Here is a 14,929-nt window from a genome sequence, read left to right as displayed (position 1 = left end):
TGCCGTTGTACGAGGTGGTGACAAGAAGCCGTGCGCCGACGGAAACGGCGGGCGGCTGGGTGAACCGCAGTGGAACTCGCACCGGCGCCCACAACGGGGGCGTACACAGGTGCTGACCGCACTGTACCACTCGGGCCGTCGGTGCGGGGCCGGACCGGGCTCAGCGCAGGGCGAGCAGACCGTACAGCAGCGGGATCCTGGGCTCGGCCAGCCGCCACCAGCCCGACGGCGTACGGACCATCTGCGGCCAGCGCGGCCACGGCAGTTCGTCGCTCTCCCGAAGCCGCCGGACGGTCAGTCCCGCCTCGATCAACACGTTGACGACCTCGTCCATTCCGTGCATCCACTCATAGCTGTCGGTCGCGCCCTGGACGGCAGGTCCGTCGGTGTAGGTGTACGTCGCGTCCCGGTGGACCGGGCCGCGACCGCCCAGGTAGTCGTGGCGCAGCAGCAGTTCGGGCCCGTCGCCCGGGGCGGGTTTCGGACCGAGCGCGTTCAGCAGCGGATGGAACTCGACCACGTACAGCCGGCCGCCGGGGCGCAGCAGACGGGCCACGACGTCCGCCCACCGCGCGAGATCGGGCAGGTAGCACAGCGCGCCCTTGCCGGTGTACACCACGTCGAAGCGCCGGTGCCCGAGGGCCGCGACGGCGTCGTACACATTGGCCTGCTCGTACGTCACGTCCAGCCCCGCACGCGCGGCGATGTCGCGGGCGGCCGTCACGGACGCGGCGGAGAAGTCGAGCCCCACCGCGCGCGCCCCGCGCTGCGCGAAGGCGAGCGTCTCGGTGCCCAGGTGGCACTGCAGGTGCAGCACGTCGCGTCCCGCGAGGTCGCCGAGATCCTCCCACTCGAAGGGGGCGAACCAGCGGGCGGGGTCGAGTTCCCGGTCGAGGCCGTAGAAACGGCTGGCCACGTGCACCGGTGTGCGCGCGTCCCAGTTCGCCCGGTTGGCCCGCATCAGCCGTTCGTGCTCGTCGCCGGTCATGGGGACATCCAACCGCGAACGGACGGCGGACGGGGCGGGAACGCCTCGCCCACCCACTCATGAAGCCCGAAGGTGTCACGGGCCGACTGGACGGGAACAACGCTTGTGAACTTGTGACGGACGGCTTCTTCCCGGTCGGTCGCAAGTCAACGGGCAGGGCAGACAGGGGCTTTGTGGAGCGAACAGGGAGTGGCCGATGCTGCGCAAGGGGCGGATGGAGGACGGGGCGGCCTCGGCGGCCCGGGTGGCCTCACCCGGAACGGACCTGCAGGACGAACGGACGGTCAGGCGGCTGCGCCTGGGGGTCGGCACGATCGGACTGCTCCTGCCGCCCGCGATCCCCCTGGGGAACTGGCTGTACGCGGAGGCCCGGCACCAGGTGGTCGGCGGATTCTGGCACTACTGGCCCGACTCGATGAGCGGCTCCTACTACACCAGCACGCGCAACGTCTTCGTGGGCGGTCTGTGCGCGCTCGGCGTCTTCCTGATCGCCTACCGCTTCGAACGCCGCGAGGACAGATGGAGTTCGGCCGCCGGAGTGTGCGCGCTCGGTGTGGCGTTCTTCCCGACCGCACCGGCCGCCCATGCGTCAGGCTGGCAACTGACGGTCCGCGGCTTCCACGTCGCGTTCGCGGTGTCGCTGCTGCTCGTCCTCGCCGGGTTCTGTCTGCTGCCGTTCCGGCGCCGGATGTCCGAGGGCTCGGGGTCCGGCCGGGCGTACTGGGTGGCCGGCTGGGCCATCGTGGGCTTCGTCGCCCTGAGCCTCGTCGTGTCCGTCACGCACCTGGCGGACGGCTCGCGGATCACGCCGCTGTACGCGTGCGAGGCACTGTCGGTGTGGGCCTTCGGCACCGCCTGGACCCTCGCCGCCTTCCAGCTCGCGAGGAAGGGGCGCGAGGTGACGCCGGGCATCGTTGCGGGTTGCCCGTAGCGCAGCGGGTGGCCCTATGCTGACCAGGTGTTCAGCCCCGAGGGCCCCAGCCTCCGCGAGCTCGCCGTCCAGGCGCTGTCCTCCGTCGAGCGCGGCTACGACCTGCTCGCGCCGAAGTTCGATCACACCCCGTTCCGGACGCCGGACCGGGTACTGGACGCCGTCGCGGTGGCGCTGGAGGGGATCGGGCCGTTCGACGACGGGCTCGACCTGTGCTGCGGGACCGGAGCCGGGGTCGAGGTGCTGGCCCGGGTGTGCCGGGAGAGCGTCACCGGGGTCGACTTCAGCGCCGGCATGCTCGAGGTCGCGCGCCGGCGCAGCCCGGTCGCAGGTTCCACGGCTCTTCCGGTGGCGGATTCCATGGCTCGCCCGGCCGCAGGCGCCGTGACTCCTGCGGCCGCAGGCTCCGTGGCGCCCCCGGCTGCAGACCCCGTGGAGCTCCCACCTGCAGACCCCCTGGCGCCCCCGGCCGCAGGCTCCGCGTCCGCTCCGGCCGACGGCGTCGCGGGCGCGCCGTCCGCAGGTCTCCCGGTCGTGGCGTCGGCTTCTCCCCGTGTCGGGTGGGTGCGCGGGGACGCCCGTGCGCTCCCCTTCACCGGCGCCTTCGACCTCGTCGTGAGCTTCGGCGCGTTCGGGCACTTCCTGCCCCGCGAACTGCCGGCCCTCTTCGGTCAGGTCCACTCCGTGCTGCGGCCCGGCGGCGTGTTCGCGTTCCCCGTGCTCGCTCCGCCGCGCCCCGGGTCGCCGCTGTTCTGGACGCTGCTCGGCTTCGACGCGGTGATGCGGGTGCGCAACGCCGTGTGGCGGCCACGGTTCGTCATGTACTACCGCGCGTTGCGCTTCGGGGACGTGTGCCGGGAACTGGAGCGCGCGGGCTTCCGGGTGGAGTTCCACGCCCTGCCCGCGTTCGGGCGGCGCGGGGACGGAAGCCCACGGGCGCGCATGATCGCGGCTCACCGACCGACTTCTGAGTAGCTCGCCCGGCGGCTGGTCGTCCGTCCCGCCCCCGGCGACCTTCCTCGCCGGGGGCGACCGGGTTGAGCCGACCGCGTGGATACGGATCAGCCGCCGGTCGGTGGCGACCAGCATGGCGTCGCGGGGCAGGCGGGGATGTGACGACACCCCCTGGCCCGGTCCGTCAGACCGCCGCCGGGAGGGTGAACTCGTAGACGAGCGCGTCCTGCCGGGCGTCCACCACCAGGTCGGTGATCTCCAGGGGGCGTGCGTACTGGTCGTGGACTCGGCGGGTCACCCGCATCGAGGGGCCCTCCGGGAGCCGGGTGATGGAGTCCCGGTGGTGCAGGGTCAACCCAGCTCTGCGCATCCAGTCGTAGGCCCGCCGCAGCTGCGCCGCCCCCGAGCCGTCGGCCCGGTCCCGGTAGCGGGCCAGCTCCTCGACCTCCGACACGGCAACGGCGGAGAAGGACGTCACCGCCGTCCGCAGCCCGCTGCCGTCGGCGGCCGCGGACTGGTAATGGTGCACCAGGGTCGGGCGGTGCGGAGCGAGTCCGAGTGCCTCGGCGTGCTCCGGCGGGGGAGTCTCCCAGTTCACCGTGGCCCGGTCGAAGCCCCCCGGGTCCGTGGGGCGGGCCCCGACCGGGAAGGTCAGGGAGGAGGCCGCTTCGACCGGCTGCCCGGGCAGGGTGGCGTGACTGCCCCGCCGGTCGGTGGCGACCAGCCCGTCCCGGCGCAGCACTTCCAGTGCCTGCCGGACGGTCTCCCGGCTGACCCCGAAATGGGTCGCCAACTGCCGCTCTCCGGGCAGCCGTTCACCGGGCGGAACTGTCCCGTCGCGCAGCTCGTCGAGCAGCGTGGTGGCGACCCTCCAGTACAGCGGTCGTTCCTCGCTCGTCCCTTCGGTCAGCGGATGGTCGTGCGGGGTGGTGCGGGCCATGCCGCGCCCTCCTGTTGGTGACGTACCGTAGTCGTGTGGGCTCATTGCGCCACCACATCTAGCATTGGTCTAAACCACGAGGGAAGGCCGGCCCGGCACTTCGGCCGAAACCCACCCGCGCCCGGCCCCCGTCACAAGGCGCTGTACAGGGCGTTGATCAGCGACATCTTCCGTGGGTCGTCGGCGATATGAGGCCCCATCCGGTTCATCACATACCCCAGCGACACCCCGGCCTCGGGGTCCGCCAGGCCGCAGGAGCCGCCGAAGCCGTCATGACCGAAAGCCCGCGGGTTGGGCCCGTACGAGCGGTTCGGGCCGCTCAGCCACAGGCCGAGGCCCACCTCCGTCTCCCGCCCGAACCCCGCACCCAGCACCAGGTCCCGGCAACTGCCCTGCCCCTCGCGCACCCGCTCGGCCGCCTCCGCGGACAGCACCGGCCGGCCGTCGTACGTACCGCGCCCGGCGAAGACGCCGTACAGCGCGGCGACGGCCCGAGCGGTGCCGTGACCGTTGGCCGCGGGGATCTCGGCGGCCCGCCACTCGGGCGTGTTCGCCTCGGTGGCGCCCACCACCGGGTTGGTCAGCGCGGCCAGCGCGGCCGGTGCCAACTGGCTGAAGGCCACGGCCCGTTCGCCGGCCGCCGCGGTCGGCGGGTGGACGAGTTCGGCCGCCCGCCCGTACTCCTTCTCCGGCAGGCCGACGGTGAAGTCGATCCCGAGCGGCCCGGTCACCTCCCGCTCCAGAAAGGTGCCCGGCAGCAGCCCCGAGACGCGGCGGACGACCTCACCGACCAGGAATCCGTACGTCAGGGCGTGATAGCCGGAGCGTGTGCCCGGCTCCCACCACGGCTCCGTCGCCGCGAGCCGCGCGGTGGTCAGCTCCCACTCGTACAGCTCCGCGAGGGAGTGTCGCTCCCGGAGCCCGGACAGGCCGGCCCGGTGCGACAGCAGATGCCGGACGAGCACCCGCTCCTTGCCCGCCGCGGCGAACTCGGGCCAGTAGGCGGCCACCGGCGCGTCGAAGTCGAGCAGGCCCCGGTCGGCGAGGATGTGCGCGCACAGCGCGACCGGCCCCTTCGTCGTCGACCACACGTTGACCAGCGTCTCCCGCTCCCACGGCCGGGTGCGTGCCGCGTCGGCCCACCCGCCCCACAGGTCCACCACCGTCTCGCCGCGGACGGTGACGGTCACCGCGGCGCCCAGTTCGCCGCGGTCCCGGAAGTTGTCCTCGAACGCGGTCCGCACCGCCGTGAAGCGTGCGTCGCAGTGGCCGTGAACCTGTGGCTGGTGCTCGGACATGAGCCCTCCGTCGTCCGCCGGGATTCCCGGACCGCCACGCCGCGGCCCGGGCATGAACGTACCGACTGGTCGGACTGGAGGGAAGGTGCCCGGCGCGGCCGCCTCGGACGTGCCGGGGGCGGCCCGCGTCGGTCCCGCCCGGACGGCTCATGCGCTGCGCCGGGTCCACTCCGGTCCGGTCCGGGCCCACTCCCGCTCCCACTCGTCCAGCCGGCGGCGCAGGGCGAAGCGGCCGACGACGGAGCGGGCGAGGAGAACGACGACGACGGCACCGCCCGCGGCGCAGGCACCCAGGGTGAGGGTGTGCTGCCAGACCGCGGTGTCGTCCGTGGGAGGTGGGACGTTCCGGCCCCGGGTGTCGAACCACACGTCCACCAGGTCGCCCCGCCGCGTCCCCGCCGGGACCCGTGCCACGCCGGTGTGCGGTCCCCGGCCCGGCTCGGTCCAGCGCACCGCCACCCGGTACGCGTGCTGCCGGCCGCTCTGCGCCGAGGGCAGCGCGCCGGACTTCCCGCCGACGACCTCGCCGCGGACGGAATGCCGGTCGGCGCGCTGGGCCGCCTCCACGCCACGGGCCTCGTCATGCGCCCACCAGGCGGCGCACACCCCGGCCAGGGGCGCGCCCAGGAGCAGCAGGACGGCGGCGACCAGCGCCGTCCATGCCTCGACGACGTCCGAGCGCCGCCGCAGCGGATTGTGCCGCCAACGCCAGGTGCGGACCCGGGTTCGCATGCCGACCTCCTTGCCGTCACCGACGCCGGCGGCCCGACGGGTCCGTACCAGGGACCGGTGAGCCCCTCCCTCCGCACCGAGTGCGAGCGTCCACACACCTCTGGTACCCCGTCCGGCCGACATCGTTCCTTCCGACGGCGCTCGGGAAGTGCCGCCGCACGACTGATCCGCGTGCCCCGTGGAACCCGTCCACCACACCCCAACGGCAGCGGAGCGGCTGTCATCTCACCTCCACCGCCGAGGAACCGCCATGACGAGGGATCCGGCCGCCGGGCCCGGTGTGCACCGGGTCGCGGCCCAGCAGGTGCCCGTGCGGTCGCCCCTGGGGGCCGGCCCGCTGCCGCCCCGGGCCGCGGCCCCGGAGCACAACGGGCCATGGCGGTCCGCCTTGCGTGGCACCGTGGCATGCCGCAACGCGTCCCGGGACATCCCCAACCGTGGTACCCCGCGCGGAGCGAGCCTCGCCAACTCCCGGCTGGAGAACGCCTGGAGCCAGGCCTGCCCGGCCCCCGCGCCGGACCTGCCGGGCACGGCACGGCGCTCGCGCCCCTCCTCGTGCCCCGGTGCCGCTCCCCGGCCATCACGCCTGCGAAACACCGGTCTCGGGCCTGGAGCACGGCCGACCGGGCCAGGTGACGGCCCGGGCCACGGCGTACCGGCCCGCAAGCCCCGGCTGTGGCACGGTCGTTGCACCGGCGCGCGCGGCAGTCTCCGGTGTGCGGGCCGGACGTCGTCGCGGACCCGTTCGCCGTGGCGCCCGTGACCGACGACGCGGTGGCCGGGAAGGGCATCCGGCAGTACCTGCCGGCCGCATGGCTGCGGCCGTGGCGGCGGAAGTTCCCCGAAGTCCCCATCGAGGTGGACGTGGTCCTGGGCCGCCGCGGGCACCAACTGCTGCAGACGTGCGCCCGGTCCGGCCTGTTGATCGTCGGGCGCCGCGCGGGCTCCGGCCGCGGCCTGGGCGAGGTCGCGTGTCCACTGGTCCACCACTGCTGCTGCCCCGTGGCGGTGGTGCCGGACGGCTGACCGGCCGGGCGGCCGGACCCGTCAGCCGAACCGCTCGATACGGATCCGGTCCACGGGCTGCCCCGCCTCGACCAGCAGTCGCGAGGCGTGCTCGGCGAAGGCGTTGGAGCCGCACACGTACGCCTCCCAGCCGCCCGGCGGCCGTTCGGCGAGCCGCGGCGCCAGGTGCGCCGCCGTCAGACGGCCCACCGGCACGCCCTTGGGGGCGCTGCGCGTGAACACGGGCGCCGTCTCGGCACCGAATTCCCGGGCGTAGATGAGCTCTTGAGGGCTGCGCGCGGACACCACCAGCCGCAGCGGCACCGACAGGCGCCGCGCCCGGTGATGCCGCACCATCGACATCAGCGGAACGACCCCCGAGCCCGCGCCGATCAGCAGCGCCGGCCGGTCGCCGGGCCAGGCGAAGAAGCCGCTCAGCGGGCCGCGTACCTCGACCTGGTCGCCGGGCCGTGCGACGCCGTGAAACCAGCCGGAGACCTCGCCGCCCTCGACGTGGTCGAGGGTCAGCTCGATGTGGCCCGAGTCGTCGGGTGCGGACGCGATCGAATAGTGGCGCTGGGCCACATAGCCGTCCTGCGCGGTCAGCCGCAGCAACAGGTGCTGGCCGGGCAGGTGTCCCGCCCAGCCCGGCACCGCGAAGCGGAAGGTGGCCGCACGAGGGGTCTCCCGCCGGATCTCGGTGAGGGTGGCCGTCCGCCACGCCGCGGCGACCTGCTCGCCCACGGCGATCCGTCCCGGCACCGCGAAACGCGTGGGGGGTGCGAAGGTCTCAGTCACCGGAGTACCGCTGCTCCTCCCAGGGGTTGCCACGGGCGTGGTAGCCGTTCTGCTCCCAGAAGCCCGGTTCCTCGCGGTCGAGGATGTGCAGGCCCGCGATCCACTTGGCGCTCTTCCAGAAGTACAGGTGCGGCACCAGCAGCCGCGCCGGGCCGCCGTGCTCGGCGGCCAGCGGCCTGCCCCGGTACGTGAAGGCGATCCACGCGCGGCCGCCCGTCAGGTCCGCGAGCGGCAGGTTCGTGGTGTACCCGGTGTGGGAGTAGGCGACCGCATGGGTGGCGCGGGCCTCGGGCCGTACCGCGTCCAGGAACACGTCCAGGGACACACCGCCGAACCGCACGCCGAACTTCGACCAGCCCGTGACGCAGTGGATGTCGCCCTCGTACGCAGCCGCCGGCAGCTCGTGCGCCTGCTCCCAGTCCCAGGTGCGGGGCTCGGCCACCAGGCCGTCGATGCGGAAGGCCCATTGCGCGGGCGCGAGGTCGGGCGTGACCTCCGCGGACAGGACGGGCCAGTCGTCGCCCGCGTCGTACTGCCCGGGCGGCAGGCCCGGGTTGGCGACACGGGGGCGCCCGGTGAAGCCTCGGGTGACGTTCATGCGTGGGAGCCTCGGATGACGGTCATGGGGTGGTCGGTGCCGCGCAGCCGCCGCCGCACGCGACGGTCCGCCGGCCGAGCGGGACGATTGCTCAGGCATTCAACCGTACGCGCTCGTCGGCGCCGTCCCCGCCCGGGTGGCACCCGCGTTCGTCGAGGCCGTGTGAACTGTCCTGCGCGGCGGGAATAGCCGTGGCCCGCTCTCCCTTGCACGTGGCGTGCCGACACCGGTGGCCTCCGCGACCGGTACCCCGGCGACAGTGAGGGAGAGTGGGAGCAATGCCGAAGGCGTACGTCTTCACACGGTACGGCGGTCCGGAGACCGAGGCGCTCGTCGAGGTGGACCGGCCCCGGCCCGGCCCCGGCCAGATCCTGGTCGCGGTGCGCGCGGCGGGTGTGAACCCGGTCGACTGGAAGCAGCGCAGGGGCCTGCGGCGTCCCGGGGAGAGCGAGGAACGCGTCTTTCCCGTCGTTTTCGGCAACGAGGTCGCGGGGGTGGTCGAGGAGGCCGGTGAGGGCGTCACCGGCTTCGCACCCGGCGACGAGGTCTTCGGCAGCACGGCGGCGGGCGGCTATGCGCAGTTCGCGCTGCTGCCGGCCGAGGTGGCCGCGCACAAGCCCGCCGGGGTGTCCTTCGCGGACGCCGCCACCCTGCCCGTCGCCGCGGCCACGGCCTACGACGGCCTGCGCCAGCTCGACCTGCCCGCCGGCGCGACGGTCCTGGTCACCGGTGCGGGCGGCGGGGTCGGCGGAGCGGTGGTGCAGATCGCCCGTGCCTTCGGGCTGGCGGTCGTGGGAGTCGCGAGCGAGGGCAAGAAGGACTTCGTCGAGTCGCTCGGTGCCGTGCACGTACCGTCCGGAGCGCAGTGGACCGAACGGGCGCGGGCGGCCGCGCCCGACGGCATCGACGCCGTCTACGACCTGGTGGGCGGTGAGGTGCTCACCGAGGCGGCCGGGCTGCTGACCCACCGCACCAAGCTGATCACCGCCGGCGCTGCGCCCCAGGACGTGGTGGAGCTGGGCGGGGCCCGGGTCGCCCGCGCCCGCACCTCCACCGTGCTGGACGCGGTGGCGGACCTGGTCGTGCGCGGCCAACTGGACCCGCACGTGACCCAGCGGTTCCCGCTGGAGCGGGCCGGCGAGGCGCTGCGCACCGTGGAGGACGGCCACGCCCGCGGCAAGATCGTGATCGAGGTCGCCGCATGAGCAGCACCGGGACCACCCGGCGCCACGTTCTCGACAACCCCGCCATGGCTTCCCTGACCGGGCCGCACGCCCGCTTCGCCGAGCGGCGCGGCCGGGTGCTGCGCTACCCGGTCGACGTCACGCCGTGGCTGGCGCTGCCCGACGAGCCGGACGCCGGTGACTGGGCGGACCTCGCGGCCCTGGCGGGGCCGGGCACCGAGGTCCCGCTGCTCGGCTTCCGGGGGCGGGTTCCGGACGACTGGGAGATCACGTTCCAGATCGAGGGCGTGCAGTTGGTGGACGACGGCCTGGCCGCGGCTCCCGACCCGGAAGCGGTCCGCCTCGGCCCCGCCGACGTACCCGAGATGCTCGACCTGGTCGCCCGCACCCGGCCCGGCCCGTTTCTGCCCCGCACCATCGAACTGGGCCGCTACCTGGGCATTCGCCGCGACGGTGCACTCGTCGCCATGGTGGGGGAGCGGTTGCACCCGCCTGGCTGGACGGAGATCAGCGCGGTCTGCACGGACCCCGTCGTGCGCGGTCAGGGCCTGGCGTCCCGGCTGATCCTCGCGGTCGCCGACGGCATCCGCGAGCGCGGCGAGACGCCTTTCCTGCACACGGGCGCACAGAACTCGGGCGCCATCCGGCTCTACGAGTCCCTGGGCTTCAGGCTGCGGCGCCGCACCGCCTTCCTCGCGGCCCGCGCGCCGGAGCGGCTGGCGGACGAACGGGCCGCCGTGCCGGTGGTGTAGGAGTTCGCGACCTCCTGCCGCCCCGGACGTCAGCCGTCCGCCTGCTGCGTCCGGGGCCAGGAGTTGTAGCGGGTGAGGCAGCCCGCGAAGCGACTCAGGTCCTCCTGCGGCCAGTGAGCGAGCCGTTCGCCGAGGGCTGCCCGGCGGCTCTCGGTGACCTGGGCGAGGATGCGCCGTCCGGCGCCCGGCAGCCGCCGCTCTCCTTCAGATGCCCGAGCAGCGTGTAAGACACCAGCGACAGCTCGGGGTGCATGCGTTCCGCCGGGGCACGGGCCCGGCGGGCGAAGACCGTCATCTCGCGCTGGATGGTCTCGACGGCCGTCTCCGCGGCGGTCCGGTCCGGGTGGGTGACCGGCTCGTCGGACCTCTCGGTCGCTGACATGGCTGCTGCTCGGACTGGCGGTCACCGCGGTGGCGGCGGGATACGAGCCGGCGAAAGCATCAGCGGCCCGCGGGGCGCACACGCGGCCGGTGGCGCCCACGCGACCCCGTTCCCCCGTGCCCGCCACCCGCCGGACCGGGGCGGGGGAGCCCCAGGAGACCGAGGCGGCCGCGGCGGCCGCGGCGGCCGAGGCGGAGACAGAAGAGGCCGTGGCCGTCTGAGCGTTGGGGTAAAGTGTCCGTCCGACCGCGGACGGCCCCGGTCGGGCAAGCCGAGGAGGTGAGACCCATTACCGCTGTGTCAGGTCGGGTGCTCTCATCTCCGAACGACGCGGATCACCGCCCGTAGGTGACCGCGGGAGCGCCCTTCGGCTCCCGAGAGGTCTCGCTGTCCATGCCTTCACGTCCGGCTCCCTCCCCTTCGCCGTCCCCCTCGTCATCCGCTGCTGTGTCCGCCGCCCCGTCGTCCGCCTCATCCGCTTCGTCCGGAGCGACTTCGCCGGCCTCCCGGGCCTGGGCGGTCGCGGCGCTGCGCGCCGCCGGCTGCGTCTTCGCCGAGGACGAGGCGGAGTTGCTCCTCACCGCCGCCCGCACCCCGGAGGAGCTCACCGCCCTGGTGGACCGGCGCGCCGCCGGGCTGCCTCTCGAACAGGTCCTGGGATGGGCCGAGTTCCGCGGTCTGCGCGTCGTCGTGGAGCCGGGTGTCTTCGTGCCCCGGCGCCGCACCGAGTTCCTGGTCGACCAGGCCGTGGCCGGTGCCCCGCGGGCCTCGGTGGTGGTGGACCTGTGCTGCGGTACGGGCGCGGTGGGCACCGCGCTGGCCGCGGCGCTCGGTCCGGTCGAGCTGCACGCCGCCGACATCGACCCGGCCGCGGTGCGCTGCGCCCGCCGCAACATCGGACCCGCCGGGGGCCGGGTGCACGCGGGCGACCTGTTCGAGGCGCTCCCCGGCGACCTGCGCGGCCGCGTCGACGTACTCGCCGCCAACGTCCCCTACGTGCCGACGGACGAGGTCTGCCTGCTGCCGGCGGAGGCCCGCGACCACGAACCGCTGGTCGCCCTCGACGGCGGCACCGACGGCCTCGACGTACTGCGCCGCGTCACCGCCGGGGCGCCCGACTGGCTCGCCCCCGGGGGCTCCCTCCTGGTCGAGACCGGCGAACACCAGGCCCCGGCCGCCCTCGAGGCGTTTCGGGAGGCCGGGCTTGCGGCCCGTCTCGCGGTGTCCGAGGAGCTGTACGCGTACGTGGTGATCGGCACGCGGCGGTAGGCCGTCCGGCACGCGGCGGTGGCCGTCCGGCAACAGGACGGGGTGCCGGGGCCGGGAGCCGTCTTGTCGTCCCGCTCACCGGCGGGCCGGGCGACGGCGGCCCGCCGGTGCGGCGTCAAGGGCGTCGGTGCTACGCCGGCGCCTGCACGCGGGCGATCAGCAGGGCCACGTCGTCGTGGTTGTCCGGCTGGTGCAGCGTGCGCAGCAGGAGGTCGCAGAGCTCCTCCAGGGGCCGGGGCGGGCCGTCCAGCAGGCTCAGCAGCGTCGCCAGGCGCTCGTCCAGCGGGTGCCGACGCGTCTCGACGAGCCCGTCGGTGTAGAGCACGAGCTGGTCGCCGGGTGCGAGGTCGACCGTGGTGGTGGAGAACTCGACGCCGCCGACGCCCAGCGGGACCCCGGTGGGCAGGTCGAGCAGCTCGGGATGGCAGCCCTGACGGACCCGGACCGGCGGCAGGTGCCCGGCGTTGGCGATCCGGCACTGCCGCAGATGCGGGTCGTGCACGGCGTACAGGCAGGTGGCGATGGAGTGGTCCAGGCCGTCGGTGATCTGGTCGAGGTGTTCGAGCAGCCGTGCGGGGTCCAGGTTCAGTGAGGCGAGGGCCTTCGTCGCGGTGCGCAGCCGTCCCATCGTCGCCGCGGCGCTGATTCCGCTGCCCATGACGTCACCCACGACCAGCGCAGTCCTGTCGCCCTCCAACGGGATCACGTCGAACCAGTCGCCGCCCACCTCGCTGGTGGCGCCCGCGGGCTGGTAGCGGGAGGCAACCTCCAGCCCGCCGGTCACCGAGGGGTGGCTGGGCAGCAGGCTGCGCTGGAGGGTGAGGGCGGTGTCGCGGGCGTTCTGGTACCAGCGGGCGTTGTCGATCTGCACGGCGGCACGCGCGGCCAGTTCCCGGGCCAGCAGCACGTCGTCCGCGCTGAACGGCAGCGGATTGCGCGTCCGTTTCAGGTCGAGGGCGCCGAGCACCTCGCCGCGTGCGATCAGCGGCACGGCGAGATACGAGTGCACGCCCGCGCGTGACAGCAGCACGGCCGCCTCCGGAGAGCGGGCGATCTTGGGCAGGTCCTCGTCCTTCACCTGAGCCACCAGGATCGGGCGCCCGGTGCGCACGCACTGCGTGACGAGGCGGTCGGGGCCGTAGCGGGCGATCTGACCAGGCGGATCGGCCGCCTCCAGGGCGTCGGAGGCGTGGTCCGCCCGGACGGCCAGGGCGCGGAACACAGCCGACTCGGCGGGGCCGAGGCTGCTGCGGCGACCGCCCACCACCGCGTCCAGCAGGTCCACGGCCGCGACGTCGGCCAGTTCCGGCACCGCGACATCGGCCAGTTCGCGGGCGGTCCGGTCCAGGTCGAGGGTGGTACCGATCCGGGCGGAGGCGTCGGCGATGAGGGCCAGGCGCCGCCGTGCCTCCTCGGCCTCGATGCCCGCCCGGTACTGCTCGGTGACGTCCACGACCGAAACGGCCACGCCCAGGACCGTCCCGGCGGCGTCCTCCAGCCGGAACTGCGAGACCGTCCAGGCGTGGTCCGCGTCCGGGTCGGCCGGGGTACGGCCGATTATCGACATGTCGATGACCGGTTGGCCGGTCTCCAGCACTCCGCAGGCCGCGGCCTCCATGGCGTCGACGTCCCATTGCGGGAGCACCTCGCGAACCGTCCGGCCGACGTGCTCCTCGGCGGGTATGCCGTTGATCCGCTGCAGAGCCGGGTTGACCGAGACGTAGCGCAAGCGGGTGTCCAGGACGGCCAGCCCGATGGGAGCCTGCGAGACCATCCGCGCCGACAGCGCCACGTCCCGCTCCAGCCGCCGTACCGTCGACTGGTCGGCGGCGAGGCCGAGCGCGTACACGTTCCCCCGGTCGTCCAGGAGCCGCATGTTGCGGAACTCCACCAGGCGGGTGCTGCCGTCCTTGTGCCGGACGGGAAAGGCGCCGGCCCATCCCTTGCCCGTCTCCAGGACATCGGCGAACAGCTTGACGACCAGGTCGAGATGCTGTTCGTGGACCATCATGCGGGCCGCGAACTGCCCCAGCGCCTCCTGCGCCGAGTAGCCGAAGAGCTCTTCGGCCTGCGGGCTCCACAGCACGATGCGACCCTCGGAGTCGAGGACCACCGACGCCACGCCCAGCACGTCGAGCAGTCCGCTCGGCCCCACCGGCCCGTGCACCGGCTCCTCACCCTTGGCCAAGGGAGTCCCGGCTGGAGTCATTCCACGCACCGCCTTCGCCCGTCCACGCGGCCCGAACTCCCCGGTGCCGACACTCCCTGTTTTACCGCGCCCACACTCAACTCTCCGACGGTCCGTCGCCTCCCTCCACCATCCCTCAACACAACGGCGGCCGTCCCGCCGAGTCGGCCGTAAGAACCGCTCCCCACCGAAACCGCCCGGTCACGCGGAGTGCCGCCGCCCGAGGGGATGTGGGGTGCCGCCGGTAGTGCTCTCCTGGGAGGTGGTGCTTTGCTGTGGACGGGGGTGCGGTTCCGCCGGGAACTCCCGCGGTACCGCAGCGCGGCCACGAGAGGAGCGATCACGATGGACAGCGAGCGACCGCACCCGGAGTCCGTCTCGGTGGAGCTGAGCGGGTGCACCAAGGAAGACGCCCGGATCGTCTTCGACGCCCTGTGCGCGTGCTTCACGTCGGACCGGTGCGCGGAGGACGTGCCCCGCGACTACCACGAGGTACGCCCGACGGTCTGGCTCGGCACCTTCGACGTGGCCGAGGGGCCCGGCGGGAGCTGCGGACCCACGCGGCTCGGGGCGTCCGTCACGGCCGACGCGCAGGGCGGCTACTGGGCGATCGACCGGTTCCGCACGACCCTGGACTCCCTGTTCACCGTCCAGGACCTGTCCACGGTCTCCGGAGACCAGGAGCGCGAGCTGCACGCGCGGCTGGAGAGCCGCTGAGACCCACGGGCCGGGGACCCCGAGGCGGCTGAGGACGGTCCCCGGACAGACCGCGTGCACCGTCGGGCGGGTGCCTTGGCGGCACGGCGGCGGCTGTGCGTCCTCCGCCAGGCGGAACGTCGGCTTGCGGAACGTCGGCATACGGCCACCGGAGTGATCGCGGCCGGTCGTGGCAGCCGTGGGGGGACACGCG

14 protein-coding genes and 1 pseudogene are annotated in these 14,929 nt (G+C 74.0%); 7 read left to right on the top strand and 8 right to left on the bottom strand.

Features of this window, described 5'->3' with window-relative positions:
- Positions 1-160: 160 nt before the first annotated feature.
- Positions 161-988 carry a class I SAM-dependent methyltransferase gene (locus AB0A61_RS25230; RefSeq protein WP_361296351.1) on the bottom strand — a complete coding sequence of 276 codons (828 nt, stop codon included), beginning with the start codon at positions 986-988 and terminating at the stop codon, positions 161-163.
- Between the two features lie 196 nt (positions 989-1,184).
- Between AB0A61_RS25230 and AB0A61_RS25225 the strand changes: the two genes are divergently transcribed.
- The gene (locus AB0A61_RS25225) at positions 1,185-1,919 is read left to right on the top strand and encodes a hypothetical protein (RefSeq protein ID WP_361296349.1); all 735 of its coding nucleotides are present in this window, start codon (positions 1,185-1,187) and stop codon (positions 1,917-1,919) included.
- A 27-nt stretch (positions 1,920-1,946) separates the two neighbouring features.
- A complete protein-coding gene (locus AB0A61_RS25220; protein ID WP_361296346.1) occupies positions 1,947-2,894 on the top strand; it encodes a methyltransferase domain-containing protein in 948 nt (315 codons plus the stop codon).
- Between the two features lie 163 nt (positions 2,895-3,057).
- Here AB0A61_RS25220 and AB0A61_RS25215 read toward each other — a convergent pair whose 3' ends face one another.
- From AB0A61_RS25215 to AB0A61_RS25205, 3 genes are all read right to left on the bottom strand, one after another.
- Positions 3,058-3,813 (bottom strand): GntR family transcriptional regulator, encoded by a 756-nt coding sequence (locus tag AB0A61_RS25215; RefSeq protein WP_361296343.1) that lies wholly within the window; start codon positions 3,811-3,813, stop codon positions 3,058-3,060.
- 131 nt (positions 3,814-3,944) lie between these two features.
- A complete protein-coding gene (locus AB0A61_RS25210; protein WP_361296340.1) occupies positions 3,945-5,111 on the bottom strand; it encodes a serine hydrolase domain-containing protein in 1,167 nt (388 codons plus the stop codon).
- Between the two features lie 147 nt (positions 5,112-5,258).
- Positions 5,259-5,843 carry a hypothetical protein gene (locus AB0A61_RS25205; RefSeq protein WP_361296337.1) on the bottom strand — a complete coding sequence of 195 codons (585 nt, stop codon included), beginning with the start codon at positions 5,841-5,843 and terminating at the stop codon, positions 5,259-5,261.
- Between the two features lie 675 nt (positions 5,844-6,518).
- Here AB0A61_RS25205 and AB0A61_RS25200 point away from each other — a divergent pair.
- Complete coding sequence (locus AB0A61_RS25200; RefSeq protein WP_361296334.1) at positions 6,519-6,869, top strand: universal stress protein; 351 nt, start codon at positions 6,519-6,521, stop codon at positions 6,867-6,869.
- A gap of 21 nt (positions 6,870-6,890) precedes the next feature.
- On the opposite strand, the gene AB0A61_RS25195 is transcribed toward AB0A61_RS25200, so the two are convergent.
- Positions 6,891-7,646, bottom strand: a complete 756-nt coding sequence (locus tag AB0A61_RS25195; protein ID WP_361296331.1) for a ferredoxin reductase — start codon at positions 7,644-7,646, stop codon at positions 6,891-6,893.
- Entirely contained in the window at positions 7,639-8,244 is a 606-nt protein-coding gene (locus AB0A61_RS25190) for a sulfite oxidase-like oxidoreductase (RefSeq protein WP_361296328.1), read from the bottom strand. Before AB0A61_RS25190 ends, AB0A61_RS25195 begins: the two co-directional genes overlap by 8 nt.
- Positions 8,245-8,522: 278 nt before the next feature.
- Between AB0A61_RS25190 and AB0A61_RS25185 the strand changes: the two genes are divergently transcribed.
- Positions 8,523-9,449 (top strand): NADP-dependent oxidoreductase, encoded by a 927-nt coding sequence (locus AB0A61_RS25185; RefSeq protein WP_361296325.1) that lies wholly within the window; start codon positions 8,523-8,525, stop codon positions 9,447-9,449.
- Positions 9,446-10,180, top strand: a complete 735-nt coding sequence (locus AB0A61_RS25180; RefSeq protein ID WP_361296322.1) for a GNAT family N-acetyltransferase — start codon at positions 9,446-9,448, stop codon at positions 10,178-10,180. The genes AB0A61_RS25185 and AB0A61_RS25180 overlap by 4 nt, the downstream gene beginning before the upstream one ends.
- Positions 10,181-10,209: 29 nt before the next feature.
- Here the strand turns inward: AB0A61_RS25180 and AB0A61_RS25175 are convergent.
- Positions 10,210-10,475: pseudogene (locus AB0A61_RS25175) on the bottom strand (hypothetical protein).
- A 534-nt stretch (positions 10,476-11,009) separates the two neighbouring features.
- Here AB0A61_RS25175 and AB0A61_RS25170 point away from each other — a divergent pair.
- The gene (locus tag AB0A61_RS25170; RefSeq protein ID WP_361296319.1) at positions 11,010-11,831 is read left to right on the top strand and encodes a putative protein N(5)-glutamine methyltransferase; all 822 of its coding nucleotides are present in this window, start codon (positions 11,010-11,012) and stop codon (positions 11,829-11,831) included.
- Positions 11,832-11,961: 130 nt separating this feature from the next.
- On the opposite strand, the gene AB0A61_RS25165 is transcribed toward AB0A61_RS25170, so the two are convergent.
- Positions 11,962-14,040: a SpoIIE family protein phosphatase gene (locus tag AB0A61_RS25165; protein WP_361296316.1), complete on the bottom strand. Its 2,079-nt coding sequence runs from the start codon at positions 14,038-14,040 to the stop codon at positions 11,962-11,964.
- Between the two features lie 324 nt (positions 14,041-14,364).
- On the opposite strand from AB0A61_RS25165, the gene AB0A61_RS25160 reads away from it, so the two are divergent.
- The gene (locus tag AB0A61_RS25160) at positions 14,365-14,736 is read left to right on the top strand and encodes a hypothetical protein (protein WP_361296313.1); all 372 of its coding nucleotides are present in this window, start codon (positions 14,365-14,367) and stop codon (positions 14,734-14,736) included.
- Positions 14,737-14,929 lie beyond the last annotated feature (193 nt).

This window comes from Streptomyces sp. NPDC046197 (genome assembly GCF_040646295.1).
Lineage (GTDB): Bacteria > Actinomycetota > Actinomycetes > Streptomycetales > Streptomycetaceae > Streptomyces.
Note: the sequence above shows the minus strand (reverse complement) of the source record. Positions and strands in the feature narration are given on the sequence as shown.

Bases quoted from the DNA above. Each gene is read 5' to 3' on its own strand.
- AB0A61_RS25230 (WP_361296351.1), bottom strand. From the start codon at position 988: ATGACCGGCGACGAGCACGAACGGCTGATGCGGGCCAACCGGGCGAAC.
- AB0A61_RS25225 (WP_361296349.1), top strand. From the start codon at position 1,185: ATGCTGCGCAAGGGGCGGATGGAGGACGGGGCGGCCTCGGCGGCCCGG.
- AB0A61_RS25215 (WP_361296343.1), bottom strand. From the start codon at position 3,813: ATGGCCCGCACCACCCCGCACGACCATCCGCTGACCGAAGGGACGAGC.
- AB0A61_RS25210 (WP_361296340.1), bottom strand. From the start codon at position 5,111: ATGTCCGAGCACCAGCCACAGGTTCACGGCCACTGCGACGCACGCTTC.
- AB0A61_RS25205 (WP_361296337.1), bottom strand. From the start codon at position 5,843: ATGCGAACCCGGGTCCGCACCTGGCGTTGGCGGCACAATCCGCTGCGG.
- AB0A61_RS25190 (WP_361296328.1), bottom strand. From the start codon at position 8,244: ATGAACGTCACCCGAGGCTTCACCGGGCGCCCCCGTGTCGCCAACCCG.
- AB0A61_RS25185 (WP_361296325.1), top strand. From the start codon at position 8,523: ATGCCGAAGGCGTACGTCTTCACACGGTACGGCGGTCCGGAGACCGAG.
- AB0A61_RS25180 (WP_361296322.1), top strand. From the start codon at position 9,446: ATGAGCAGCACCGGGACCACCCGGCGCCACGTTCTCGACAACCCCGCC.
- AB0A61_RS25165 (WP_361296316.1), bottom strand. From the start codon at position 14,040: ATGACTCCAGCCGGGACTCCCTTGGCCAAGGGTGAGGAGCCGGTGCAC.
- AB0A61_RS25160 (WP_361296313.1), top strand. From the start codon at position 14,365: ATGGACAGCGAGCGACCGCACCCGGAGTCCGTCTCGGTGGAGCTGAGC.